General features: G+C 55.7%; 21 protein-coding genes. 16 read left to right on the forward strand and 5 right to left on the reverse strand.

The window, feature by feature from the left end:
• The first annotated feature begins 139 nt into the window (after nucleotides 1-139).
• A complete protein-coding gene (locus ACM5QY_RS01830) occupies nucleotides 140-2,176 on the forward strand; it encodes an oxidoreductase (RefSeq protein WP_416118994.1) in 2,037 nt (678 codons plus the stop codon).
• Nucleotides 2,177-2,497: 321 nt separating this feature from the next.
• Here the strand turns inward: ACM5QY_RS01830 and ACM5QY_RS01835 are convergent, their stop codons facing one another.
• Both ACM5QY_RS01835 and rlmG read right to left on the reverse strand, forming a co-directional pair.
• Nucleotides 2,498-3,229, reverse strand: a complete 732-nt coding sequence (locus ACM5QY_RS01835) for a phosphoribosyltransferase (RefSeq protein WP_416118995.1) — start codon at nucleotides 3,227-3,229, stop codon at nucleotides 2,498-2,500.
• 85 nt (nucleotides 3,230-3,314) lie between these two features.
• Nucleotides 3,315-4,466: a 23S rRNA (guanine(1835)-N(2))-methyltransferase RlmG gene (gene rlmG / locus ACM5QY_RS01840; RefSeq protein ID WP_416118996.1), complete on the reverse strand. Its 1,152-nt coding sequence runs from the start codon at nucleotides 4,464-4,466 to the stop codon at nucleotides 3,315-3,317.
• Between the two features lie 169 nt (nucleotides 4,467-4,635).
• On the opposite strand from rlmG, the gene ACM5QY_RS01845 reads away from it, so the two are divergent.
• The 4 genes from ACM5QY_RS01845 (at nucleotide 4,636) to ACM5QY_RS01860 (ending at nucleotide 8,243) form a co-directional block, all read left to right on the forward strand.
• Nucleotides 4,636-5,142 (forward strand): M48 metallopeptidase family protein, encoded by a 507-nt coding sequence (locus tag ACM5QY_RS01845; protein WP_416118997.1) that lies wholly within the window; start codon nucleotides 4,636-4,638, stop codon nucleotides 5,140-5,142.
• Nucleotides 5,143-5,172: 30 nt separating this feature from the next.
• Nucleotides 5,173-6,162 (forward strand): Gfo/Idh/MocA family protein, encoded by a 990-nt coding sequence (locus tag ACM5QY_RS01850; RefSeq protein ID WP_416118998.1) that lies wholly within the window; start codon nucleotides 5,173-5,175, stop codon nucleotides 6,160-6,162.
• A gap of 73 nt (nucleotides 6,163-6,235) precedes the next feature.
• Nucleotides 6,236-6,982 (forward strand): glutamine amidotransferase, encoded by a 747-nt coding sequence (locus ACM5QY_RS01855; RefSeq protein WP_416118999.1) that lies wholly within the window; start codon nucleotides 6,236-6,238, stop codon nucleotides 6,980-6,982.
• 289 nt (nucleotides 6,983-7,271) lie between these two features.
• Nucleotides 7,272-8,243, forward strand: a complete 972-nt coding sequence (locus tag ACM5QY_RS01860) for a TerC family protein (protein WP_416119000.1) — start codon at nucleotides 7,272-7,274, stop codon at nucleotides 8,241-8,243.
• Between the two features lie 54 nt (nucleotides 8,244-8,297).
• Here the strand turns inward: ACM5QY_RS01860 and mgtA are convergent, their stop codons facing one another.
• Nucleotides 8,298-11,000, reverse strand: coding sequence for a magnesium-translocating P-type ATPase (gene mgtA, locus ACM5QY_RS01865; protein ID WP_416119001.1), 2,703 nt, complete (start codon nucleotides 10,998-11,000; stop codon nucleotides 8,298-8,300).
• Between the two features lie 365 nt (nucleotides 11,001-11,365).
• Between mgtA and treR the strand changes: the two genes are divergently transcribed.
• The 5 genes from treR (at nucleotide 11,366) to nrdG (ending at nucleotide 18,498) form a co-directional block, all read left to right on the forward strand.
• Nucleotides 11,366-12,316, forward strand: coding sequence for a trehalose operon repressor TreR (treR, locus tag ACM5QY_RS01870; RefSeq protein WP_416119002.1), 951 nt, complete (start codon nucleotides 11,366-11,368; stop codon nucleotides 12,314-12,316).
• 142 nt (nucleotides 12,317-12,458) lie between these two features.
• Nucleotides 12,459-13,877, forward strand: coding sequence for a PTS trehalose transporter subunit IIBC (treB, locus tag ACM5QY_RS01875; protein ID WP_416119003.1), 1,419 nt, complete (start codon nucleotides 12,459-12,461; stop codon nucleotides 13,875-13,877).
• 22 nt (nucleotides 13,878-13,899) lie between these two features.
• Nucleotides 13,900-15,543 (forward strand): alpha,alpha-phosphotrehalase, encoded by a 1,644-nt coding sequence (gene treC / locus ACM5QY_RS01880; RefSeq protein ID WP_416119004.1) that lies wholly within the window; start codon nucleotides 13,900-13,902, stop codon nucleotides 15,541-15,543.
• A gap of 347 nt (nucleotides 15,544-15,890) precedes the next feature.
• Complete coding sequence (gene nrdD / locus ACM5QY_RS01885; protein ID WP_416122800.1) at nucleotides 15,891-18,029, forward strand: anaerobic ribonucleoside-triphosphate reductase; 2,139 nt, start codon at nucleotides 15,891-15,893, stop codon at nucleotides 18,027-18,029.
• 4 nt (nucleotides 18,030-18,033) lie between these two features.
• The gene (gene nrdG / locus ACM5QY_RS01890; RefSeq protein ID WP_416119005.1) at nucleotides 18,034-18,498 is read left to right on the forward strand and encodes an anaerobic ribonucleoside-triphosphate reductase-activating protein; all 465 of its coding nucleotides are present in this window, start codon (nucleotides 18,034-18,036) and stop codon (nucleotides 18,496-18,498) included.
• Between the two features lie 48 nt (nucleotides 18,499-18,546).
• On the opposite strand, the gene ACM5QY_RS01895 is transcribed toward nrdG, so the two are convergent.
• On the reverse strand, nucleotides 18,547-18,861 hold the full coding sequence (locus ACM5QY_RS01895) for a CcdB family protein (protein ID WP_416119006.1): 315 nt from the start codon (nucleotides 18,859-18,861) through the stop codon (nucleotides 18,547-18,549).
• Complete coding sequence (locus ACM5QY_RS01900) at nucleotides 18,862-19,191, reverse strand: type II toxin-antitoxin system CcdA family antitoxin (protein ID WP_416119007.1); 330 nt, start codon at nucleotides 19,189-19,191, stop codon at nucleotides 18,862-18,864.
• Between the two features lie 100 nt (nucleotides 19,192-19,291).
• Here ACM5QY_RS01900 and phnF point away from each other — a divergent pair, with 100 nt between their 5' ends.
• Genes phnF through phnK form a run of 6 tightly spaced genes read left to right on the forward strand, consistent with a single transcriptional unit; the run spans nucleotide 19,292 to nucleotide 23,784 of the window.
• Complete coding sequence (gene phnF, locus ACM5QY_RS01905; RefSeq protein WP_416119008.1) at nucleotides 19,292-20,017, forward strand: phosphonate metabolism transcriptional regulator PhnF; 726 nt, start codon at nucleotides 19,292-19,294, stop codon at nucleotides 20,015-20,017.
• Nucleotides 20,018-20,461, forward strand: a complete 444-nt coding sequence (gene phnG, locus ACM5QY_RS01910) for a phosphonate C-P lyase system protein PhnG (RefSeq protein WP_104923470.1) — start codon at nucleotides 20,018-20,020, stop codon at nucleotides 20,459-20,461.
• 3 nt (nucleotides 20,462-20,464) lie between these two features.
• The gene (gene phnH / locus ACM5QY_RS01915) at nucleotides 20,465-21,046 is read left to right on the forward strand and encodes a phosphonate C-P lyase system protein PhnH (RefSeq protein ID WP_416119009.1); all 582 of its coding nucleotides are present in this window, start codon (nucleotides 20,465-20,467) and stop codon (nucleotides 21,044-21,046) included.
• Nucleotides 21,046-22,128 carry a carbon-phosphorus lyase complex subunit gene (locus ACM5QY_RS01920; protein ID WP_416119010.1) on the forward strand — a complete coding sequence of 361 codons (1,083 nt, stop codon included), beginning with the start codon at nucleotides 21,046-21,048 and terminating at the stop codon, nucleotides 22,126-22,128. The genes phnH and ACM5QY_RS01920 overlap by 1 nt, the downstream gene beginning before the upstream one ends.
• The gene (locus ACM5QY_RS01925; protein ID WP_416119011.1) at nucleotides 22,118-22,993 is read left to right on the forward strand and encodes an alpha-D-ribose 1-methylphosphonate 5-phosphate C-P-lyase PhnJ; all 876 of its coding nucleotides are present in this window, start codon (nucleotides 22,118-22,120) and stop codon (nucleotides 22,991-22,993) included. The genes ACM5QY_RS01920 and ACM5QY_RS01925 overlap by 11 nt, the downstream gene beginning before the upstream one ends.
• Nucleotides 22,993-23,784: a phosphonate C-P lyase system protein PhnK gene (gene phnK / locus ACM5QY_RS01930; RefSeq protein ID WP_101078348.1), complete on the forward strand. Its 792-nt coding sequence runs from the start codon at nucleotides 22,993-22,995 to the stop codon at nucleotides 23,782-23,784. The genes ACM5QY_RS01925 and phnK overlap by 1 nt, the downstream gene beginning before the upstream one ends.
• The last annotated feature ends 3 nt before the right edge of the window (nucleotides 23,785-23,787 follow it).

Below are 23,787 nucleotides of genomic sequence, written 5' to 3' on the forward strand. Positions count from 1 at the left end.
TTAATAATATGCGTAAGAGTTCACTAACGCTCAGGGTTCCCCGGAGTGACGCCTATCACAATCATCGCGTGCTAACTTTCCAATTCCCCCGCCAGACGCTAAATTGAAATTATCTCATCCGACCACTTAAGAGAATTCCATGACTGAACGCGCGTTGCCATTTTATCCGCACCTGCTGGCCCCCCTGGATTTAGGTTTTACGCAGCTAAAAAATCGCGTGCTGATGGGTTCCATGCACACCGGCCTTGAAGAGCTGGAAGACGGGCCGGAACGTCTGGCGGCCTTTTATGCCGAACGCGCAGCGGCGGGTGTCGGGTTGATTGTGACGGGCGGAATTTCGCCTAATGCGCAGGGTGTTGTTTATCAGGGCGGTTCGGTTCTGGCGGAGCAGGAACACATCGCGCATCACCGCGTGGTGACGCAGGCTGTTCACCAGGCGGGCGGTAAAATTGCGCTGCAAATCCTGCACGCCGGACGTTACAGCTATCAGCCGCATCCGGTCGCGCCTTCTGCCCTTCAGGCGCCGATTAACCGATTTACGCCACAAGCCCTCACCGAAGACGAAATCGAATCCACGCTGGAGGATTTCACGCGCTGCGCCAGACTGGCGAAAGAATCGGGCTACGACGGCGTCGAAATCATGGGCTCGGAAGGTTATCTGATTAATCAGTTCCTCACCGCCCGCACCAATCAGCGCACCGACCGCTGGGGTGGAAACGTGGAAAACAGAATGCGTTTTGCCACGGAAATCGTCCGCCGCGTGCGCCAGATTTGCGGGCAGGAATTCATCATTATTTACCGCTTATCGATGCTGGATCTGGTCGAGGAAGGCTCGGACTGGCGGGAAGTCGAAATGCTGGCGCAGCGCATCGAACAGGCCGGAGCCAGCATCATCAATACCGGTATCGGCTGGCACGAAGCACGTATTCCGACCATCGCCACGATGGTGCCACGCGGCGCATTCAGCTGGGTGACGCAAAAACTGATGGGCAAGGTCGGCATCCCGCTTATCACCACTAACCGCATCAACGACCCCGACGTCGCCGAGAAAATACTCGCCGAAGGCTACGCCGATATGGTGTCGATGGCGCGCCCGTTCCTCGCCGATCCAGCGTTTGTCGAGAAAGCCGCGCAGGGCCGTGCGGACGAAATCAACACCTGCATCGGCTGCAATCAGGCGTGTCTGGATCAGATTTTTGCGGGCGAAGTGACGTCCTGTCTGGTGAATCCGCGCGCCTGCCACGAAACCCAAATGCCGGTCGTTCGCGCACAGCATTTCAAACGCCTCGCCGTTGTCGGCTCTGGCCCGGCCGGTCTGGCCTTTGCGACAACCGCCGCCAGCCGCGGGCATCACGTCACGCTGTTCGACGCCAATACTGAAATCGGCGGCCAGTTTAACGTCGCCAAACAAATCCCCGGCAAAGAAGAGTTTTATCAGACGCTGCGCTATTACTCGCGCCAGCTGGCGCTGCTGGGCGTCACGTTACGCCTCGGTGAAACCGTGGAAGCCAGCCAGCTTCACGGTTATGACGAAGTGATCCTCGCCTGCGGAATTTCGCCGCGCCTGCCGGACATTCCGGGGATCAATCATCCGCGCGTACTGACTTATCTCGACGTCCTGCGCGATAAAAAACCGGTCGGCCAGCGGGTCGCGATTATCGGCGCTGGCGGGATTGGTTTTGATACCGCCGAATACCTCATTCACAACGGCCCGTCTTCAAGCCTGAGCAGCAGCGCGTTCAGCCACGAATGGGGGATTGACCAGACACTGACGCAGCGCGGCGGCCTTGCGCCACAAGGCCCGCAGCCGGAACCTGCCGCACGCGATATCGTCCTGCTGCAAAGAAAATCCACCAAAGTCGGCGCGGGACTGGGTAAAACCACCGGCTGGATCCACCGCGCCAGCCTGTTGCAGCGCGGCGTAAAAATGCAAAGTGGCGTCAGTTATGAACGCATTGATGACGCAGGTTTGCACCTCATCATGAACGGCGAACCGGTGTGTCTGGAAGTAGATAACATCGTTATCTGCGCCGGGCAGGAACCGCAGCGCGCGCTGTATCAGCCTTTGCTGGACGCCGGAAAAACCGTGCATCTGATTGGCGGCGCAGACATCGCCGTGGAACTCGACGCGCGGCGCGCTATCGGTCAGGGAACAAAACTGGCGCTGGAGATCTGAAGGAGTAGTCAGTCGAAAAAAAACAGACGAAAAAAAAGCCGCGAGAGCGGCTTTTTTAACGGCGAGTCAGATGCGTGAATATCAGCTGACCCGGCAGTTTTTACAACTCTGCATGTTGGAGAATGTCGCTGCCATTCTTCCGGTATGATTTTGTCGCTTACCGACCTGACCCACACCAGGGTGCCTGCACGAACCCACATTCCTTGCAGAATGCTTCATATTTTAACAGCCAAGGGCGTATGTTGGCTGCGAACCTCAGTATACATTATAGGCATAACAACACCAACAGGCATTGGCTCCGCCGCCCTCGCCCGCAGGGCCTTACAAATCACTCAGCAAGCAAATCGCGCTGTGACATTGAATATCAACCCGCTCAAGCTCTTCCCTCGCATTCAGTAACGTCGTCCCCGTAGAGAGCAAATCATCGACCAGTAAAACAGGCCCTTTCATTATCAAACGCAAATCGCAGACCGGGTTCAGTTTCAATGGACGAAAATATTCGCGGATATTGTTTTCGACCAGTTTCATCGAAAACAATGTATTCGGCGGGACTTTATTCAGCTCAGCGAGTACACGGTTCACATCAGATTTATGTCTGGTTTTAGGAACCACGTGGCGCTGACGATACTCAGCAAGAATTTCTGTCGCAGTCCGCTTACAAAACGCATTACTGACTATGTTACCGCGCAATTTTCTGGCGATACGGCGTCCAAATTGTTCTGCCAGTGCAGAGGAGGACGGCATTGTGAGTACAGATGCAAAGGGCAAGCCGAGAAGAGTTTTATCGACGATTGCTGAGAAAGTCGGTTTGAATGCACGTAGTTCAGATTTAGTGATCGTAAAACCGTTCAAAGATTTCAGGGCATAAATCAGGGGATTACCATCGCGCCTGAGGTCGCCTTGTTTAGTGCGGGTATAAATACTGAAAATATTCAGGTAGGGATTTCGCCCGACTTTGGACTTCTTGGGATTTAAGTGAACGCCCGTAATCACCCGATGTTCGTGGGCATCGTTAAATTTCACTTCCCTGTTAACCGTAACGTCAATACCCAATGCCTTCTCCCTGAAAGCTCCCGGCCTTTATTTAAAAAATCCTGCAATAAGGCCGGGAAATTATCTATTTCGCCAGATCATTAAATCAGTGCTGAGCCGCCGTTTTCACCGCACGCAGGATCACGAACTTCTGGTTGGTGGCGATGGTTGTGCAGTTGCCGAACAGGCGTCGCAGTTTCTGGTAGTAATCCAGATGACGGTTGCCGACGATGCGCAGCTCGCCGCCGGTTTGCAGGCAACGTTTGGCGTCGCAGAACATACGCCATGCGGTGTCATCGCTGACGACGGTTCCCTGATGGAACGGCGGGTTACACAACACGGCGTGCAGCGTTTCACGTTCAACGCCTGCCAGCATGTTGTTCACTTCGAAATGACAGCGGTTCAGATCTTGCGGCAGGTTGTTTTCAACGTTCAGACGGCTTGATTCCACCGCCATGTAAGACTCATCGACAAACAGCATTTCAGCATCCGGGTTCAGCGCCAGCGCGGTCATGCCGATCACGCCGTTACCGCAGCCCAGATCCGCCATGCGGCCTTCGATGCCTTCCGGCAAATGTTGCATGAAGAAGCGCGCACCGATATCCAGCCCGCCGCGTGAGAACACGTTCGCGTGGTTGGAAATGCGGAACTCACTGTCATCCAGCGCCCATTCGGCAATCACCGGTTCTGCCGTTTGCGCAGGCAATGTGGCTTCACAATGGATCAGACGCGCTTTTTTCCACGCCAGGCTGGTTTTGGTCGGGCCGAGGATTTTTTCAAACAGTTGCAGCGTTGAAGTATGAATATCTCGGGCTTTGGCACCGGCGATAATCTGCGTATCCGCCGTCACCACTTCACGCAGCGCCAGCAGTTGTTGTTCGAGCAGCGCCAGCGTTTTTGGCACTTTAATCACCACCAGACCGGGATTGATCGGCAACGGCACCAGGCTGCTTTGCGCTGCCACACTGTCTTCGTCGAATCCGTTATTACGCAGGTTATGGCGCATCGCCAGCTGGCTCATGAACGAGTCATTAATGCTGGTCGGATTGAATTCCTGCAACGCACAGGCCAGCGTGCCAAAAGCATCGTTGAAAATCAGCAGCGGACGGCCGTTGAGCGCGTCGGTGTTCAGGGTTTGCAGCAGATATTCATCGGCCGCTTCCCATGCCTGCAACTGCGTTGCCGCTTCATCCTGCGGATAACGTTCCAGGTTCAGTTGCAGTGACTGTCCACCCACTTCGAGTTCGAATTGGCTCATTGGCCCTCCTCAATATTCAATTTGCGCTGTTTATCCCTAATTTGGGCTATCAGTAAAATGTTTTTTCAGTTAAAAAGGGTTTATCTGCCTGATCCCAGCGATCGCTCCAAAAACCACGCTTAACGATCCGGCACCTTTTCCCCAGCAATAAGAGACAAAGCAAACAGTTATGCCTGAATTGACCTATCTGCAAGGCTATCCCGAGCAACTTCAGGCTCAGGTACGCCAGTTAATCGAACAGGAACGTTTAGGTAACGTCTTGCTGACGCGCTACCCCGAGCCGCACGCGCTGACCACAGACAAATCGCTCTATCAGTATACGCTCGACCTGAAAAACCAGTTTTTACGCAGTTCATCACCGTTAAGTAAAGTGGCTTATGACAACAAAATCCACGTGATGAGACATGCCCTGGGGCTGCACACCGCCATTTCCCGCATTCAGGGCGGCAAGCTGAAAGCCAAAGCGGAAATCCGCGTGGCCACCGTCTTTAAAAGTGCGCCGGAAGCTTTCCTCAAAATGATTGTGGTTCACGAACTCGCACACCTGAAAGAAAAAGACCATAACAAAGCGTTCTACAGCCTTTGCTGCCACATGACCCCTGACTATCATCAGTTAGAATTTGATACGCGCATGTACCTGACGCATCTGGAAATATTCGGCAAGCTGTACCAATAATTAATCCGTCACCCTACCAATGAGGTCGTTATGATTCGCTTTGCTGTAGTCGGCACCAACTGGATCACCCAGCGTTTTATCGATGCCGCGCACGAGAGCGGTAAAATGAAGCTGACCGCGATTTACTCCCGCACGCTGGAAGGCGCGAAAAAGCTCGGCGAGGATTATCCGGTTGATCATTATTTTGATTCCCTTGAGGAAATGGCCGCGTCCGATCTCATTGATGCGGTGTATATCGCCAGCCCGAATTCTCTGCACTGCCCGCAGTCGCTGCTGTTTCTGAGCCATAAAAAACACGTCATTTGCGAGAAACCGCTGGCGTCTAATCTGACCCAAGCCGAAAGCCTGATTAGCTGCGCGAAAGAAAATAACGTCGTGCTGTTCGAAGCGTTTAAAACGGCTTACCTGCCGAATTTCCTGCACATGAAAGGCGCGCTCAGCCGCATCGGCACACTGCGTAAAGCCATTCTGAATTACTGCCAGTATTCATCGCGTTACCCGCGCTATCTGGCCGGTGAAAATCCGAATACCTTTAATCCGGCGTTTTCAAACGGGTCGATTATGGATATCGGTTACTACTGTCTGGCGAGCGCCATTTCGCTTTTTGGCGAGCCGGAGTCCGTAACCGCCACTGCCGTCCTGCTGGAAAGCGGCGTTGACGGCCAGGGTACAGTGATTTTGTCCTATGCCGATGATTTCGAAGTGGTGATCAACCATTCCAAAATCAGCGATTCCCTTCTGCCGAGTGAAATTCAGGGCGAAGAAGGCACGTTGCAGATGGAAAAATTGTCCGAATGTCAGACGCTCAGCCTGACGCCACGCGGCGGCCAGAAGCTGGACCTGACGCAACCACAGCACATCAATACCATGCTGTATGAAGCTGAAACCTTTGCGATTCTGGTGGATAACCAGTTTGTCGCGCACCCTGGGCTGGAAGTATCACGCATCACTGCGAAAGTGCTGACGGAAATCCGCCGTCAGACCGGCGTGGTGTTCCCTGCCGATCACCAGCCTGCTTAATTTCCACCTGGACGGAAATTTTTGTTTATTGGGATTTTCGTTTATTGGGATTTTCATTAATTGGGAGTAACAGATGACTGCACCCGGCCAGAAACCGTTGTTGATTTTGCAGACCGGCCACGCGCCTGACCCTATCCGTCGCGTACACGATAACTTCCCGCAGATGTTTATCCGTCAGGGCGATATCGATCCCCGCCAGGTCGTGATTGTCGATTTACAGGCCGGTGAGCGCCCGCTGCCACCGGAGAATTACTGCGGTGCCATTATCACCGGTTCGCGCAGTATGGTGACAGAGCATCTGGCGTGGAGCGAAGAAGCCGCCGACTGGGTGCGTCTGGGCATGTTGCAGGAATTACCGATGTTCGGCGCCTGTTACGGCCATCAGCTGATGGCTTACGCGCTGGGTGGCGAAGTGGATTACCATCCGCAGGGCATTGAAGTCGGCACGCACGACGTCACGCTGACGCCCGCCGGACATCTGGATCCTCTGGTTTCACAACTTCCGGCGCAGTTTGCAGCAAACCTGATCCATCTGCAAACCGTCATCACGCCGCCAGCAACGGCCACCGTTTTAGCCAAAACGCTGCACGATCCGCATCAGATCCTGCGCTACGGGCCGAACGCGGTCAGCACGCAATTCCACCCGGAATTCAGTCTGGCGGTGATGAAAACGTATCTGTCATGGCTCGGATCGATTGCCGAAGACGACAGCATGGATTTTGCCGCTCAGGCTCAGCACCTGAGCGAAACACCGCTCAGCCGCGGGCTGTTGCTGGCGTTCGTCGACTCACTCGGCAAACGGGTGGCGCTGGCGGGATAATGAGCCATAATGTTTCTGAATGTTTGACAGCGGATACATTTTGTATTATTTTCCGGATCGCAAAGGGGAGTAACTTCTTCGTCGGATAATCGTCATTACGGTGTCTGGACCCGCGCTTAAGCGCCGTCTCAGCCACCCGGTTACCGAGGCAATCAGATATATTCTATGAATACATCCTGGTTGTAAGTGAGACCTTGCCGGAAGGCGAGGTTTGCTTATAGCTCAGAGAGAGCGGCTAACGTCTTCCGACGCTGGCCGTTTTTTTTTGATGTTTTTCGAGGATAAACCGATGATGAACTCCGTAGGCAACCCGATTCTCTGGGGCTCTTTTGCCGTGGTAGTGATTATTATGCTCGCTTTCGACCTGCTGTTGCAGGGCCGCAAAGGCGCGCAAATTATGACAATGAAAAGTGCCGCGCTGTGGTCGCTGGTGTGGATTGGCCTGTCGCTGTTGTTTAACTTCGGCTTCTGGTGGTATCTCAACGGCGAGTTTGGCCGTGAAGTGGCGGACGCAAAGGCGACCATGTTCCTGACCGGCTATCTGCTGGAAAAAGCGCTGGCGGTCGATAACGTCTTCGTCTGGCTGATCCTGTTCAGCTACTTCTCGATTCCGGCCAATCTGCAACGCCGCGTGCTGGTTTACGGCGTGCTCGGCGCGATCGTCCTGCGTACCGGTATGATTTTCGCGGGCAGCTGGCTGGTCGGGCAATTTAGCTGGATCCTGTACGTGTTCGGCGCGTTCCTGCTGTTCACCGGTATCAAGATGGCGCTGGCGAAAGACGATGACGGCGAAGTGGGCGAGAAGCCGATGATCCGCTGGCTGCGCAGCAAAATGCGTATGACCGACGATTTGCAGGGCGAGAAATTTTTTGTGCGCCGCAACGGGATTCTGTTTGCCACGCCGCTTCTGCTGGTGCTGATTATGGTCGAACTCAGCGACGTGATTTTCGCGGTCGACAGTATTCCGGCCATCTTCGCCGTGACCACTGACCCGTTCATCGTGCTGACGTCTAACCTGTTCGCGATCCTCGGCCTGCGTGCGATGTACTTCCTGCTGGCGGGCGTGGCGGAACGTTTCTCAATGCTGAAATACGGTCTGGCGGTGATCCTGATTTTCATCGGTATCAAGATGCTGCTGCTCGACGTGTTCCACATTCCGGTGGGGATTTCGCTCGGAGTGATCGCGTCGATTCTGATTATCACCCTGCTCATCAACACCTGGGTGAACCGTCGTAACGACCGCATAAAATCGCAAGAATAAGTCAATACTCATCGCAGATTGAAACGAACGGGCACTTGTGAGTGCCCGTTATTTTTACTGCCAGCCGTAACGGCGTACAAACCAGCCTTTCACGCACTGCGTCAGCACCATGTAACCGGCCAGGATCGCGATGAGCCACGGGAAGTAGCTCAGCGGCAGCGCCTGCAATTGCAGGAATCCGGCGACCGGCGAGTAGATCAGCGCGATGCCGGTAATGACCACCATCAGCGTCATGATGCACAGCGGCCAGGACGCGCGGCTCTGGATGAACGGCACTTTGCGCGTGCGGATCATGTGGACGATCAGCGTCTGCGACAACAGCCCTTCAATGAACCAGCCGGACTGGAACAGCGTCTGCGCTTCAACGGTATTGGCTTTAAACACCCACCACATCAGGCTGAAGGTCAGAATGTCGAATACGGAGCTGATCGGCCCGAAGAACACCATAAAGCGGCCGATATCCCCGGCGTTCCAGCGCTGCGGTTTTGCCAGCTGTTCCTCATCGACGTTATCAAACGGGATCGCCACCTGAGACACATCGTAAATCAGGTTCTGAATTAACAGGTGCAGCGGCAACATCGGCAGGAACGGCAGGAAGGCGCTGGCAACCAGCACGCTGAAGACGTTACCGAAGTTAGAACTGGCGGTCATTTTGATGTATTTCAGCATGTTGGCGAAAGTTCTGCGCCCCTCCGTCACGCCCTGCTCCAGCACCATCAGGCTTTTTTCCAGCAGGATAATGTCGGCGGCTTCTTTGGCAATATCCACCGCAGAATCCACGGAAATACCGATATCCGCCGCACGCAGCGCCGGAGCGTCGTTGATGCCGTCGCCCATAAATCCGACCACATGCCCTTCGCCGCGCAGCACGCGCACGATGCGTTCTTTGTGCATCGGCGTGAGTTTGGCAAATACCGTGGTTTCGCGGGCAACGTGCAGCAGCTGTACGTCGTCGAGTTGGTCGATATCGCTGCCAATCAGCACGTTATCGGCCTTTAAGCCGACGTCTTTGCAGACTTTACGCGCCACCAGCGGGTTGTCGCCGGTAAGAATTTTGACGGTCACGCCTTTGCGTTGCAGCGCTTCCAGCGCCGGTGCGGTGCTCTCTTTTGGTGGGTCGAGGAACGCGATATACCCGGCCAGAATCAGGCTGGATTCGTCGGTCACGCCGTAACCCTGCGTGCGGGAGGGCATCACTTTGTGTGCGACAGCGACCACCCGCAGACCCTGCTGGTTGAGGTCGTCGGTGATGCGGCGAATCCGCGCCAGCAGCACATCGGTCAGCGGAACAATCTCACCGTTAAGCTGTACCAGCGTACAAATCGACAACATTTCTTCCAGCGCGCCTTTGCAAATCAGGCGGTGGTTCTGATCGTTTTCAGCCACCACCACCGACATCCGGCGGCGGTCGAAATCAAACGGAATTTCATCGACCTTCAGCGAGTTGTGCGCATTGCTAACGTCGCCTGCGTCCAGCACCGCCACATCGAGCAGGTTTTTCAGGCCAGTCTGGTAATGACTGTTCAGCCACGCCAGATGCAGCACGTCATCGCTGGTCACCCCGAGCACGTCGGTGTGGCGTTCGAGAACGATTTTATCCTGCGTCAGCGTACCGGTTTTGTCGGTGCAGAGAATGTCCATCGCGCCGAAGTTTTGGATCGCGTCCAGACGTTTGACGATGACTTTCTGGCGCGACAGTTTCACCGCGCCTTTCGCCAGCGTGGACGTCACAATCATCGGCAACATTTCCGGCGTCAGCCCGACCGCGACGGACAGCGCAAACAGCGCGGCTTCCCACCAGTCCCCTTTGGTGTAGCCGTTGATCAGCAGCACGACGGGCGTCATCACCATCATAAAGCGGATCAGCAGCCAGCTCACTTTGCTGATGCCCGCCTGGAAGGCGTTCGGCTGGGTGTCTTCCTGCACCACGCGTTCAGCAAGCTGGCCGAACCAGGTTTTGGTGCCGGTCGCAATCACCATCGCAATTGCCGTGCCGCTCACCACGTTGGTGCCCATAAAGCACAGGGTATTCAGTTCAAGCGGATCGTTAGCAATGGGTTTCTTTTCGCAGGCATGTTTTTCCACCGGCAGGGATTCACCGGTCAGCGCCGCCTGGCTGATAAACAGATCTTTGGCGGAGAGGATACGCAAATCCGCCGGGATCATATCGCCCGCCGACAGCTTAATCAGATCGCCCGGCACCAGCTGGCTGATGGCAATTTCGACCGTTTCACTGCGGCCGGTTTGCGCGTCACTGCGCAGCACGGTCGCGGTGTTGCTGACCATCGCTTTCAGCGCATCGGCCGCTTTGTTGGAGCGCGCTTCCTGAATGAAGTGCATGAAGGTCGAGATAAACACCATCGCGCCGATGACCAGCGCGGCGGTCAGATCGTCAGTCGCGTAAGACACCATGCCGAGTACGGTCAGCAGCAAATTGAACGGGTTACGGTAGCAGTGCCACAGATGCAGCCACCACGGCGCAGGCTGTTGATCGCCGGTCTGATTCAGGCCGGAGACTTCGCGGATCGCCTCAGTTTCCTGCTCCGTCAGCCCTTCAGGATGGCTGTCAAATTGCAGGTAAAGCTGGTCTTCTGTCGCACGGGCACAGGCCTGACAATGCGCTGCCATTGCCGCAGGCACCGCCTGTGCGGCGCGGCCTGGCACGGTTTCGAGCATCGGGTCGCGACGAACTAAACGACGCGGAAGGTTGCGGCTGAGCGCATTGAGCAGCCGGGAAGTTATATTTTTGAACATCATTCGCACCTTTGTTGCGCCCACGGCGAAACCGCCACAAGCATGGCAAAAGGGTTTTATAAAAACAGGGCGAACGAAGAAACGTGCACCACTGCTCACCAGATAACGTCACGGCAAGCAGCAGCAAAGGCGGGTGCTTACCGGATCACAACGGACCTACAGAATTGGGGTCGGGTTCCATCAGGTTTTCACCTCCGGTAAGGAACAGTTTGGAAATTCATAGCCGTCGGGCAGGAAAATCCGTTAGGGTAATCAGGAATAAGTGGATATACCTTCGATAATTCGCGCAGTATACGCCGGTGAACTGCAACCAAAATTAAACCTGATCAAGTTATTAATCATTCATCAAACAACCATACAAAATAACTATGCAAAATCGCCTGACCATCAATGACATTGCCCGCCTGAGCGGCGTCGGAAAATCCACGGTATCGCGCGTGCTGAATAATGAAGGCAATGTCAGCCCGCAAACCCGTGAACGCGTTTTGCAGGTGATTGAGCAGCAGCATTTCAGCCCGTCAAAATCGGCACGCGCCATGCGCGGTTTCAGCGACAAAATTGTGGCGATTATCGTTTCGCGTCTGGATTCCCCTTCCGAGAATCAGGCGGTGCGCGCCATGCTGCCGTTGTTTTATCAGCAGGGATACGACCCGATTGTGCTGGAAAGTCAGTTCAGCGCCGAACGCGTGAAAGAGCATTTACAGGTGCTCAAACAGCGAAATATCGACGGCGTGGTGCTGTTTGGTTTTACCGGATTGTCGGCACAAATGCTGACGCCGTGGAAAGACAAACTGGTGATGCTGGCGCGCGATATGCCGGGGTTGTCTTCGGTCTGCTACGACGATGCGGGTGCGGTGCAGCTGCTGATGCAAAAATTGCTGGCGCAGAATATCCGGTCGGTTGGCTTTATCGGCGTTTCACCGCACGACACCACCACCGGACAACGGCGCAGCGAGGCGTACCGGGCTTTTTGTCAGGAACATCACCTCACGCCGCACATTGCGCTGGGCGAACTCACCTATCAGAGCGGTTTCGAGCTGATCCCGCCGTTGCTCGCCAGCGGGATTCAGGCGGTAATTTGCGCCTCCGACACCATTGCGATTGGCGCGCAAAAATACCTGCAACAGCAGCAAATCCGCGACGTACAGGTTTGCGGTATCGGAAATAACCCGTTGCTGCATTTTCTGTTTCCGGAATCCCTGTCGGTTGAACTGGGTTATGGCGCGGGTGGAGAAGCCGCCGCGAAGCAGCTTCTGGCGCAGCTCGACGGTTCCGCGACGCTGCAACAGCAGATTATTCCCGGCCAGCTCGCCGTCTGATCTCCCCTCTTTCTTTTTCTGAATAACAGAAACTTTGTGATCGTCCCGGCAAAACCGGGAACGTTCCCGGACAAGTTCCCACCGCCTTCGCTATGCTTGACCCGTTCCCTACAGCGGCATTTAAAAACAAGAAGGTTTGTTCATGAGCAAAGTAAAGCAACAGGATGTTGATCAGCTGATCGCCCTTGTGGGCGGCAGTGACAATATCGCGATGGTGACTCACTGCATCACGCGTCTTCGTTTTGTCCTCAATGACCCGTCCAAAGCCGATCCGAAAGGCCTCGAAGCCTTGCCGATGGTCAAAGGCTGTTTCACCAACGCCGGCCAGTTTCAGGTAGTGATCGGCCCGGAAGTGGACGATTACTACAAAGTACTGATCGCCAGCACCGGCAAAAGCGAAGCCGGTAAAGAGCAGGCGAAAGTGGCCGCTCGCAAGAATATGAGCTGGTTTGAGCGTGGTATTTCGCACTTCGCTGAGATCTTCTTCCCGCTGTTACCGGCGCTGATCAGCGGCGGTCTGATCCTCGGTTTCCGCAACGTCATCGGCGATATTCCGATGAGCGGTGGCCAGACGCTGGCGCAGATGCATCCGCTCTGGCAATCCGTTTACGACTTCCTGTGGCTGCTGGGCGAAGCGGTGTTTATGTTCCTGCCGGTGGCCGTGTGCTGGTCAACCGTGAAGAAAATGGGGGGAACGGAAATTCTCGGCATCGTGCTGGGTATTACGCTGGTTTCGCCGCAACTGATGAACTCCTATAACCTCGGCCAGCAAATTCCTGAAGTGTGGAATTTTGGCTGGTTCACCATCGAAAAAGTCGGTTATCAGGCGCAGGTTATCCCTTCCGTTCTCGCCGGTATGGCGCTGGCGATGATTGAAAATGGCCTGAAGCGTATTGTGCCGCATTACCTGTATCTGGTGATTGTGCCGGTCACGTCGCTGATTATTGCCGTCTTCCTGGCGCACACGCTGATCGGGCCCTTTGGCCGCATGATCGGCGACGGTGTCGCCTTCGCGGTGAAATTCGTGATGACCGGCAGCCTCGCGCCCGTCGGTGCCGCGCTGTTTGGTTTCCTGTACGCACCGCTGGTGATTACCGGTGTGCATCAGACCACGCTCGCCATCGACATGCAGATGGTGCAAAGCACCGGCGGCACCCCGGTCTGGCCGCTGATCGCCCTCTCCAATATTGCGCAGGCCGCCGCCGTTGTCGGCGTCATTATCGTCAGCCGCAAACACAACGAACGTGAAATTTCCGTGCCTGCCGCCATTTCCGCGTTCCTCGGCGTAACCGAACCGGCAATGTACGGGATCAACCTGAAATACCGCTTCCCGATGCTCTGCGCGATGATCGGCTCTGCTTTCGCCGGGCTTATCTGCGGCCTGTTTGGCGTGACGGCAAACGGCATTGGCGTCGGTGGCCTGCCGGGCATTTTGTCTATCAAACCGCAGTTCTGGAGTATCTACGCGCTGGCGATGCTGGTGGCGATTGTGGTTCCGATCATCCTGACTGTACTGGTTTATCAGCGTAAAGCCCGCCGTGGCGAGCTGGCTGTGGTGTGACACATTTAAGAAGGAAAATGGAATGAACAGCGAATTGCCGTGGTGGAAAAACGGCGTGATTTACCAGATTTACCCGAAGAGTTTTCAGGACACCACGGGCAGCGGCACCGGCGATATTAACGGCATCACGCAGCGTCTGGATTACCTGAAAACGCTGGGGGTTGACGCGCTGTGGCTGACGCCGATGTACCTGTCGCCGCAGATTGATAACGGCTACGACGTGGCCGATTACTGCGCGATTGACCCGGCTTACGGCACGCTGGAAGATTTCGAGCGCCTGACCCGCGAGGCTCACCAGCGCGGGATCCGCATCGTCATGGACATGGTGTTTAACCACACGTCTACGCACCACGAATGGTTCCGCCAGTCGCAGGATCCGGCCAGCGTCTTCCGTCCGTTTTACCTCTGGCGCGACAGTGCACCGCAAGGCGGGCCGCCGAATAACTGGCGCTCGAAATTTGGCGGCAGCGCATGGCAATGGCACGAAAACAGCGGGCAATATTACCTGCATCTGTTCGCCACCGAGCAGGCGGATCTCAACTGGGAATACCCGCCGGTGCGCGAGGCGCTGAAAAAAGTCTGCCAGTTCTGGGCCGATAAGGGCGTCGACGGTCTGCGTCTGGATGTGATCAATCTGGTGTCCAAGCAGCAGGATTTTCCGGCGGACGATACCGGCGATGGCCGCCGTTTTTACACCGACGGCCCGCGCATCCACGAATTCCTGCAGGAATTTAGCCGCGACGTTTTCAAACCGCTCGGGCTGATGACGGTCGGTGAAATGTCATCGACCAAACTGGAACATTGCCGCCGTTACGCCGCCAACGACGGCAGCGAATTGTCGATGACGTTTAACTTCCATCACCTGAAAGTCGATTATCCGAACGGTGAAAAATGGACGGACGCGCCGCCGGATTTCGTGCAGCTCAAGCAGATTTTCCGCGAATGGCAGCAGGGAATGCACGGCCACGCCTGGAACGCGCTGTTCTGGTGTAACCACGATCAACCGCGCATTGTGTCGCGCTTTGGCGATGAAGGCGCGCTGCGCGAAACGTCCGCGAAAATGCTGGCGATGGTGATGCACGGTTTGCAGGGCACGCCGTACATTTATCAGGGCGAAGAGATCGGCATGACCAATCCGGGCTTTACACATCTTGAGCAGTACCGCGATGTGGAAAGCCTGAATATGTTTGCAGAACTGAAATCCGACGGTCGCAGCAACGAAGAACTGCTGCGCATTCTGGCGCGAAAATCCCGTGATAACAGCCGGACGCCGATGCAATGGAACGACGGCGATCAGGGCGGTTTCACCACCGGCACGCCGTGGATTTCAGTCAGCCAGAATGCAAAAGACATTAACGCCGGTCAGGCGCTGGCGGACAAAAACTCGGTGTTTTATCTCTACCAGCAACTGATTCAGCTGCGCAAAACCGTGCCGGTGCTGACCGACGGGGATTATCAGGATTTGCTGCCGGAACACCCGCAATTATGGTGCTACCAGCGTGAGGCAAACGGGCAAACGTTGCAGGTGATGGCGAATCTGAGCGGTGAAAATCAGGCCACCGGCCTGCCCGATTTCGCGGGCAAAACGCTGCTAAGCAACTCTGGCGATGAACCGGTTTCAGGCAGCCTTCGTCCTTATGAATGCCGCTGGCAACTTCTCGAGTAATCTGAATTTTCACATCTGTCGGGTCGGTCACACCAGTGGCTGACCCGTTTGTTTTTTATGCATCTCCTTTAAAAACAACACGCAAAAAACAGGCCAGAATTAACATTTGTACACCTATTCTTCCGACGAAAAAATTCTTTGTTTCAGGTCAATAAAATGACAATTAACGCTCGCGCAGATCCTACATCTAGTGTGTATAGTACACACCCAACCCAATATGTAGCGATTTCTCGCAAAACACCCACAACCGGCCTGTAAGCCTTGCGGGGCGCGGGAATGAGCGTAAAAGGAGTGTCATTGTGAAGGCAGACAGACTGGAATCCGTACCCGCAAGATCCAACAATAAAATGCAACCCATCGTGATCAAGCGGGATGGTTGTCAGGTCCCTTTCGATGAAGTTCTGATCAAACAAGCGGTGCAACGCGCCGCCGCTGCCGCAGGAATCGACAGTATCGGTTACTGTGAACAGGTCGCCCGCGTTGTCGCTGAAAATCTGCAAGACCAGGCCCGTGTCGATATCCATGAAATCCAGGACGCCGTTGAAAACCAGCTGATGGCTGGCCCGCATAAAAAACTGGCGCGCGCCTATATCGAATACCGCCATGACCGCGACGTAAAACGCGAAATGCGTGGCCGCCTGAATCAGGAAATCCGCGGTCTGGTTGAGCAAAGCAATATGGCGCTGCTCAACGAAAACGCCAATAAAGACAGCAAAGTGATCCCGACGCAGCGCGATTTGCTGGCCGGTATCGTTGCCAAGCATTACGCCAAACAACACATTTTGCCGCGTGACGTGGTGCTGGCGCATGAGCGCGGTGAAATCCATTACCACGATCTGGATTACTCGCCGTTCTTCCCGATGTTCAACTGTATGCTGATCGACCTGAAAGGCATGCTGAATCACGGTTTCAAAATGGGGAATGCCGAAATTGACACGCCAAAGTCAATTTCAACCGCCACGGCGGTCACCGCGCAAATCATCGCGCAGGTCGCCAGCCACATTTACGGCGGCACCACCATTAACCGCATCGACGAAGTGCTGGCACCGTTCGTCACGTCCAGCTTTGAAAAGCACCGCGCCATCGCGCAGGAATGGCAGGTCGCTGACGTCGAAGCCTTTGCGCACAGCCGCACCGAAAAAGAGTGTTACGACGCCTTCCAGTCGCTGGAATATGAAGTCAATACGCTGCACACCGCCAACGGCCAGACACCGTTTGTCACCTTCGGCTTCGGCCTCGGGACGTCCTGGGAATCGCGCATGATCCAGCAATCTATTCTGCGCAACCGCATTGCAGGCCTGGGCAAAAACCGCAAAACCGCCGTGTTCCCGAAACTGGTGTTTGCTATCCGCGACGGCCTGAACCACAAAGCCGGTGACGCGAATTACGACATCAAGCAACTGGCGCTCGAATGCGCCAGCAAACGCATGTACCCGGACATTCTGAATTACGATCAGGTGGTCAAAGTCACCGGATCCTTCAAAACGCCGATGGGCTGCCGCAGCTTCCTGAGCGTTTACGAAGAAAACGGCGAGATGATCCACGAAGGTCGCAACAATATCGGCGTGATCAGCCTGAACCTGCCGCGCATCGCGCTGGAAGCCAGACAGGATGAAGCGACGTTCTGGAGTCTGCTCGACGAACGTTTGCTGCTGGCGAAAAAAGCCCTGATGACGCGCATTGCCCGCCTGGAAGGCATCAAAGCCCGCGTCGCGCCGATTCTGTATATGGAAGGGGCGTGCGGTGTGCGTCTGAAAGCCGATGACGATATTTCCGGTATCTTCAAAAATGGCCGCGCATCGATTTCTCTGGGTTATATCGGCGTGCATGAAACCATTAATGCGCTGTTCGGAAACCAGACTCACGTCTTCGACGCCAGCCAGCTGCGTGAAAAAGCCGAGGCGATTATTGCCCACCTGAAAGCCGCCACGGAAAGCTGGAAAGACGAAACCGGCTACGGCTTCAGCCTGTACAGCACACCAAGCGAAAACCTGTGCGACCGTTTCTGCCGCCTCGATAAAGCCGAATTCGGCCTGGTCGCGGGCGTTACCGACAAAGGCTATTACACCAACAGCTTCCATCTGGACGTGGAGAAGAAGGTGAATCCGTATGAAAAACTCGACTTCGAAGCGCCGTATCCGCCACTGAGCAACGGCGGTTTCATCTGCTACGGCGAATATCCGAACCTGCAACACAACCTGAAAGCGCTGGAAGACGTATGGGATTACAGCTACACCCGCGTGCCTTATTACGGCACGAATACGCCGATTGATGAGTGCTACGACTGCGGCTACACCGGCGAATTCGAGTGCACCAGCAAAGGCTTCACCTGCCCGAAATGCGGCAACCACGAGCCTTCACGCGTGTCAGTGACCCGCCGCGTCTGCGGTTATCTCGGCAGCCCGGATGCCCGTCCGTTTAACGCCGGTAAGCAGGAAGAAGTGAAGCGCCGCGTGAAGCATTTGGATAACGGACAGCTAGGTTAATGTTTTGAATTTTCATCAATATTACTCAGTTGATGTGGTCAACGGGCCCGGAACGCGCTGCGTACTGTTCGTTTCCGGCTGCGTCCACGAATGCCGCGGATGCTACAACAAAAGCACCTGGCGCGTGGATTCCGGTAAGCCGTTCACGCAGGAAGACGAAGAGCGGATTATCGCTGACCTGCAAAACACGGTCATTCCCCGCCAGGGACTCACGCTCTCCGGCGGCGACCCGCTGCATCCGCAAAATCTGTCTGCCGTACGCCAGCTGTTGCTGCGCGTACAGGCAGAATGTCCCGGCAAAGACGTATGGATGTGGACCGGCTACACGCTCGGGGAACTGACGCCAGAACAGCAGGACGTGGTGACGCTTATCAACGTGCTGGTGGACGGCAAATTTGTGCAGGAACTGAAAGACCCGTCGCTGATCTGGCGCGGCAGCGGGAATCAGGTGATTCATTACTTACGGTAAAGCGCCTGATATGAAGCTTAAAGAGGGGAAATCACTCCCCTCTTTTCTCTAAATTCCATTCAGCAAAAAATCAAACGCGTTTTTCACTTCATAGATTTCACCGTCGAGCTGTTTTATCCACTCACCGATTTCCGATGGCGGGATACCGCCAGGAATATGAGTCATTAATACATAGTGCTTATGCTGAACTTTAAGTAATGGGCACAATTTTTTGGGTGGATAAATACTCATCTTCGCCAGAGGAACCAGCGGTACCATTACCGTATCGCCATACCCACTTGCGAGAGGGTGAAGAACATTAAGCAGATAAGGATAAGCACGCTTCTTACTGCCTTTATTTTCATAAATAGCGTACTGCTCCATTTATAATTTCCGCGGAGGATGAGTCAGCGTCCCATGCTTTTCCACATACTTTTTGATAGCTTCAAGCCCCGCTTTATTCTCCCGTTTCCATTTTTCACCCGCAGATTCCTCAACGAGTTGCTCCGCAGACACTTTAAAATCCTTCTTATTTCCTTTAGACATAACCGTTCCTTTTACATGTTTTAGTATAAAAAACAAACAACTAGGAACAGTGTATTCCTCCACTTTCACGCCGTAAACCGCCGATGTGTATTCCTGCGAGACATCTTCCAACTCTTCACTTCTTTGCAACCTGACCTTCACCCAACTGTCACTTTGTTTCGCCAACATGATGCCAACGCCGAACTGAGGTTTGCATCATGTCGTCTTCTTATCTCCTTCAAAAATCCCCTGCCACTGCCAGATTCCCCTGTGCGAGGTATTCATTGTGATGAACTTATCTAGACATCCGACCAGTTACGCCACGGTTTACCAGCAAATTGCTGCGGAACTGGAACACGAACTGCGTAACGGCTATCGCTGCGGAGATTATCTGCCGCCGGAACAACAGCTTGCTGAACGCTTTAAGGTCAACCGCCATACACTGCGCCGCGCAGTGGATGAACTGGTGGATCGCGGCTGGCTGCAACGCCGTCAGGGAATTGGCACGCTGGTACTGATGCGGCCTTACGATTACCCGCTGCATTCGCAGGCACGGTTCAGCCAGAACCTGCTGGATCAGGGCAGTCACCCGACCAGCGAACGTTTGCTGGCGGTGCTGCGTCCGGCCACCGATCACGTCGCGGCGGCGTTATCGCGTCAGGAAGGCGACACCGTGATTCATCTGCGCACGCTACGCCGCGTCAACGGCGTGCCGGTCTGCGTGATTGACCATTATCTGCCCGATCTCGACTGGTGGCCTGCGCTGCAAAACTTTCATAACGGCTCGCTGCACGATTTTATCCGCGAAGAAATTAAGCAAAAACTCAGCCGCCGCACCACCCGCATCAACGCCCGCCGCGCGCTGGCGAAGGAAAGCAAATTACTCGAAATCGTGCCGCAGGCTCCGCTGCTGTGTGTGCGCACCCTGAACATTTGTGAAGGCAGCGACCAGGTGGCGGAATACTCCGTCAGCCTGACGCGCGCCGACATGATCGAACTGACCATGGAGCACTGAATGGATCACCTGCAAACCCGCCAGCGCTGGATGTCGGTACTGGCTCACAGCCGCCCGGATGAACTGCTTGCGCACTGGCAACCGCTGAATCTGTCTCCGCAATTTGAACGCATCCGCGCCGCCGAAACCGGCCTGACGCAGCTTCAGGGCCGCATGGGCGGCACCGGAAAACGTTTTGTGATGGGCGACATGACCGTCACCCGCGCCGTGGTGCAGATGGACGGCGGCGTCTACGGCTACAGCTATGTCAGCGGCCGCAATAAAGCCCACGCTGAACTGTGCGCCGTTATTGATGCTTTGCTGCAAATCCAGGGGATGGATGAGCTGCTGCATAAGCGGGTTATCGCCCCGCTGGCAGCACTGCAACAGGAACGTCGCCAGCAGCGCGCCCGTGAGGTGGCTGCCAGCCGTGTCGATTTCTTTACCCTGGTTCGCGGAGAATAATTCATGTCACTTGTTGCCAGTTTTCAAAATCCGGTTGCCGATGCGCAATACAGTTTTCGTCGTATTCTCAAAGCGTTAAGCGAGCCCGGCGTCAGCGTGCAACTGCCCGCGATGCCCGGTTTTGGCGCGCTGGGTTCTGCCAGCGCCTGCGTGTTGCTGACGCTTATCGATCAGGACACGCCGCTGTGGCTGAGCGCCTCGCTCAACGATGAAATCCTGCGGAAAAATCTGCGCTTTCATACCGGTGCGGTGCTGACCGATTCCCCTTCTGCCGTCAGTTTTGCGCTGGCGGATCCGGCGCTCGACAGCGCCACATTGCTGGCTTTCCCGTGCGGTGACGAAATGTCGCCGGAGCTGGCGACCAGCGTGATTGTTCAGCTTGAAGGTCTGACCGGCGGCACACCGCTGCGTCTGCGCGGACCGGGCATTGAGAGCAGCCGGACGATTTCGCCACAGCTGCCGGATGCAGTGCGCAATTACCTGATCAACCGCCCTCACCGTTTCCCGCTCGGTCTGGACTTTATGTTCACCTGCGGCGAAGAACTGATTGCCATACCGCGCACCACGCGCGTGGAGGTGTGCTGATGTACGTCGCCGTTAAAGGGGGTGAAAAAGCGATTGCCGCCGCCCATCAGCTGCTGGCGCACGAGCGCCGTGGCGATACCGATGTGAATGAACTCGGCTGCGATCAGATTGAGCAACAGCTGGGTCTGGCGGTCGATCGCGTGATGAGCGAAGGCGGGATTTACGACCGCGAGCTGGCCGCGCTGGCGATCAAGCAGTCCGGCGGCGATCTGGTGGAAGCCATTTTCCTGCTGCGCGCTTACCGCACGACACTGCCGCGTCTGGCAACCAGCGAACCGCTGAACACCAAAGCGATGCGCCTTGAGCGGCGTATTTCCGCCATCTATAAGGATTTGCCGGGCGGTCAGGTGCTGGGGCCGACCTACGATTACACCCACCGTTTGCTGGATTTTGCCCTGCTGGCAGAAGGTGAAGCGCCGTTTACACCGATTGCCGACGAACCTCAGCCGGAGAATTGCGGTCACGTCTTTGACCTGCTGACCCAACAACAGCTGGCGATAGAAGAACAGGATGACGGCACGGAGCCGGAAGATATCACCCGCACGCCGCCGGTCTATCCGGCCTCGCGTGCGGCGCGGTTGCAGCAACTGGTGCGCGGCGACGAAGGTTTTCTGCTGTCACTGAGTTATTCCACGCAGCGCGGATATGGCCGTACGCACCCGTTTGCCGGTGAAATCCGTACCGGCTGGCTGACAGTAGAAATCGTGCCGGAAGAGCTGGGTTTTGCGATTGATATCGGCGAAATCCTGCTGACCGAATGCGAGATGGTGAACGGTTTTGTCGCGCCCGAAGACAAACCGCCGCATTTCACCCGCGGTTACGGGCTGGTGTTTGGCCGCGCCGAACGCAAGGCCATGTCGATGTCGCTGGTCGACCGTGCGCTGCAAACCCGTGAATACGGCGAGCAAATCAGCAGCCCGGCGCAGGACGAAGAATTCGTTTTATCTCACGCAGACAACGTCGAAGCGGCGGGTTTCGTTTCGCACCTCAAGCTGCCGCACTACGTCGATTTCCAGGCAGAACTGGAATTGCTTAAGCGCCTGCGCGCTGCGAAAGAACAGGACTCCGCCCATGAACAATAATGCCGCTCAGACGCTCACCGGCTATAACCACGGTTATCTTGACGAGCAAACCAAACGCATGATCCGCCGCGGGATCCTCAAAGCCGTGGCAATCCCCGGCTATCAGGTGCCGTTCGCGGGCCGCGAAATGCCGATGCCTTACGGCTGGGGCACCGGCGGGATCCAGCTCACCGCCAGTGTGATCGGCGAAAAAGATGTGCTGAAAGTGATTGATCAGGGCGCTGACGACACCACCAACGCCGTGTCGATCCGTAAGTTTTTCCAGAGCGTCGCCGGGGTAAAAACCACCGAGAAAACCGTGGATGCCAGCCTGATCCAGACGCGTCACCGCATTCCGGAAACGCCGTTGCAGGAAGATCAGATCCTGATTTTCCAGGTGCCGATCCCCGAACCGCTGCGCTTTATCGAACCGCGTGAAACCGAGACCCGCAAAATGCACGCGCTGGAAGAGTACGGCGTGATGCAGGTGAAACTGTATGAAGACATCGCGCGCTTCGGCCATATCGCCACGACCTACGCGTATCCGGTGAAAGTGAACGATCGCTACGTGATGGATCCGTCGCCGATCCCGAAATTTGATAACCCGAAAATGCACATGATGCCGGCTTTGCAGCTGTTTGGTGCCGGGCGCGAAAAACGGATTTACGCCCTGCCGCCGTTCACCAAAGTGGAAAGTCTGGACTTCGACGATCACCCGTTCACCGTGCAGAAGTGGGATGAACCCTGCGCCCTCTGCGGTTCGCACCACAGCTATCTCGACGAAGTGGTGCTCGACGATGTGGGCAACCGGATGTTCGTGTGCTCAGATACCGATTTTTGCGCTCAGCAAGTTGAGCAACAGGCTTCCAACGAGGTTAACCGCTGATGACCACTCCATTAAATCTCGCCGCCGCGCCGCTGTTGTCGGTGAACAATCTGACCCATCTGTATGCGCCGGGAAAAGGCTTCAGCGATGTGTCTTTCAATCTGTATCCGGGCGAAGTGCTGGGCATTGTCGGTGAATCCGGTTCCGGCAAAACCACGCTGTTGCAGTCGATTTCAGCCCGCCTCGCGCCGCAGCAGGGCAACGTCATTTACAACAATGGCCAGACACCGGCGCAGTCTTTGTATGACATGCCGGAAAGCGACCGCCGCCGCCTGTTGCGCACCGACTGGGGCGTGGTGCATCAGCATCCGATGGACGGCCTGCGCCGCCAGGTGTCTGCCGGTGGCAATATCGGCGAGCGCCTGATGGCGGTCGGTGAGCGTCATTACGGCAATATCCGCCAGAAAGCCAGCCAGTGGCTGGAAGACGTGGAGATCCCGGTGTCGCGCATCGATGACCTGCCGACCACGTTTTCCGGCGGGATGCAGCAACGTCTGCAAATCGCCCGCAATCTGGTGACGCATCCGCGTCTGGTGTTTATGGATGAACCGACCGGCGGCCTCGATGTGTCGGTGCAGGCGCGGTTGCTGGATTTGCTGCGCACGCTGGTGGTGGAAATGCAGCTGGCGGTAGTGATCGTCACCCATGATCTGGGCGTCGCGCGTCTGCTGGCACACCGTCTGCTGGTGATGAAACAGGGCCAGGTGGTGGAAAGTGGTTTAACCGACCGCGTGCTCGACGATCCGCATCATCCGTATACGCAATTGCTCGTGTCCTCCGTGTTGTCTTAACCC

The sequence above is a fragment of the Rahnella sp. PCH160 genome, assembly GCF_047784855.1.
In the GTDB taxonomy this organism is placed as follows: Bacteria; Pseudomonadota; Gammaproteobacteria; order Enterobacterales; family Enterobacteriaceae; genus Rahnella.

Bases quoted from the DNA above. Each gene is read 5' to 3' on its own strand.
- treC (WP_416119004.1), top strand. From the start codon at position 13,900: ATGAACAGCGAATTGCCGTGGTGGAAAAACGGCGTGATTTACCAGATT.
- phnH (WP_416119009.1), top strand. From the start codon at position 20,465: ATGTCACTTGTTGCCAGTTTTCAAAATCCGGTTGCCGATGCGCAATAC.
- ACM5QY_RS01925 (WP_416119011.1), top strand. From the start codon at position 22,118: ATGAACAATAATGCCGCTCAGACGCTCACCGGCTATAACCACGGTTAT.
- ACM5QY_RS01900 (WP_416119007.1), bottom strand. From the start codon at position 19,191: ATGTTGGCGAAACAAAGTGACAGTTGGGTGAAGGTCAGGTTGCAAAGA.
- phnG (WP_104923470.1), top strand. From the start codon at position 20,018: ATGGATCACCTGCAAACCCGCCAGCGCTGGATGTCGGTACTGGCTCAC.
- ACM5QY_RS01860 (WP_416119000.1), top strand. From the start codon at position 7,272: ATGATGAACTCCGTAGGCAACCCGATTCTCTGGGGCTCTTTTGCCGTG.
- ACM5QY_RS01850 (WP_416118998.1), top strand. From the start codon at position 5,173: ATGATTCGCTTTGCTGTAGTCGGCACCAACTGGATCACCCAGCGTTTT.
- phnF (WP_416119008.1), top strand. From the start codon at position 19,292: ATGAACTTATCTAGACATCCGACCAGTTACGCCACGGTTTACCAGCAA.
- ACM5QY_RS01855 (WP_416118999.1), top strand. From the start codon at position 6,236: ATGACTGCACCCGGCCAGAAACCGTTGTTGATTTTGCAGACCGGCCAC.
- treB (WP_416119003.1), top strand. From the start codon at position 12,459: ATGAGCAAAGTAAAGCAACAGGATGTTGATCAGCTGATCGCCCTTGTG.
- ACM5QY_RS01920 (WP_416119010.1), top strand. From the start codon at position 21,046: ATGTACGTCGCCGTTAAAGGGGGTGAAAAAGCGATTGCCGCCGCCCAT.
- treR (WP_416119002.1), top strand. From the start codon at position 11,366: ATGCAAAATCGCCTGACCATCAATGACATTGCCCGCCTGAGCGGCGTC.
- rlmG (WP_416118996.1), bottom strand. From the start codon at position 4,466: ATGAGCCAATTCGAACTCGAAGTGGGTGGACAGTCACTGCAACTGAAC.
- nrdD (WP_416122800.1), top strand. From the start codon at position 15,891: ATGCAACCCATCGTGATCAAGCGGGATGGTTGTCAGGTCCCTTTCGAT.
- ACM5QY_RS01845 (WP_416118997.1), top strand. From the start codon at position 4,636: ATGCCTGAATTGACCTATCTGCAAGGCTATCCCGAGCAACTTCAGGCT.
- mgtA (WP_416119001.1), bottom strand. From the start codon at position 11,000: ATGATGTTCAAAAATATAACTTCCCGGCTGCTCAATGCGCTCAGCCGC.
- phnK (WP_101078348.1), top strand. From the start codon at position 22,993: ATGACCACTCCATTAAATCTCGCCGCCGCGCCGCTGTTGTCGGTGAAC.
- ACM5QY_RS01830 (WP_416118994.1), top strand. From the start codon at position 140: ATGACTGAACGCGCGTTGCCATTTTATCCGCACCTGCTGGCCCCCCTG.
- ACM5QY_RS01895 (WP_416119006.1), bottom strand. From the start codon at position 18,861: ATGGAGCAGTACGCTATTTATGAAAATAAAGGCAGTAAGAAGCGTGCT.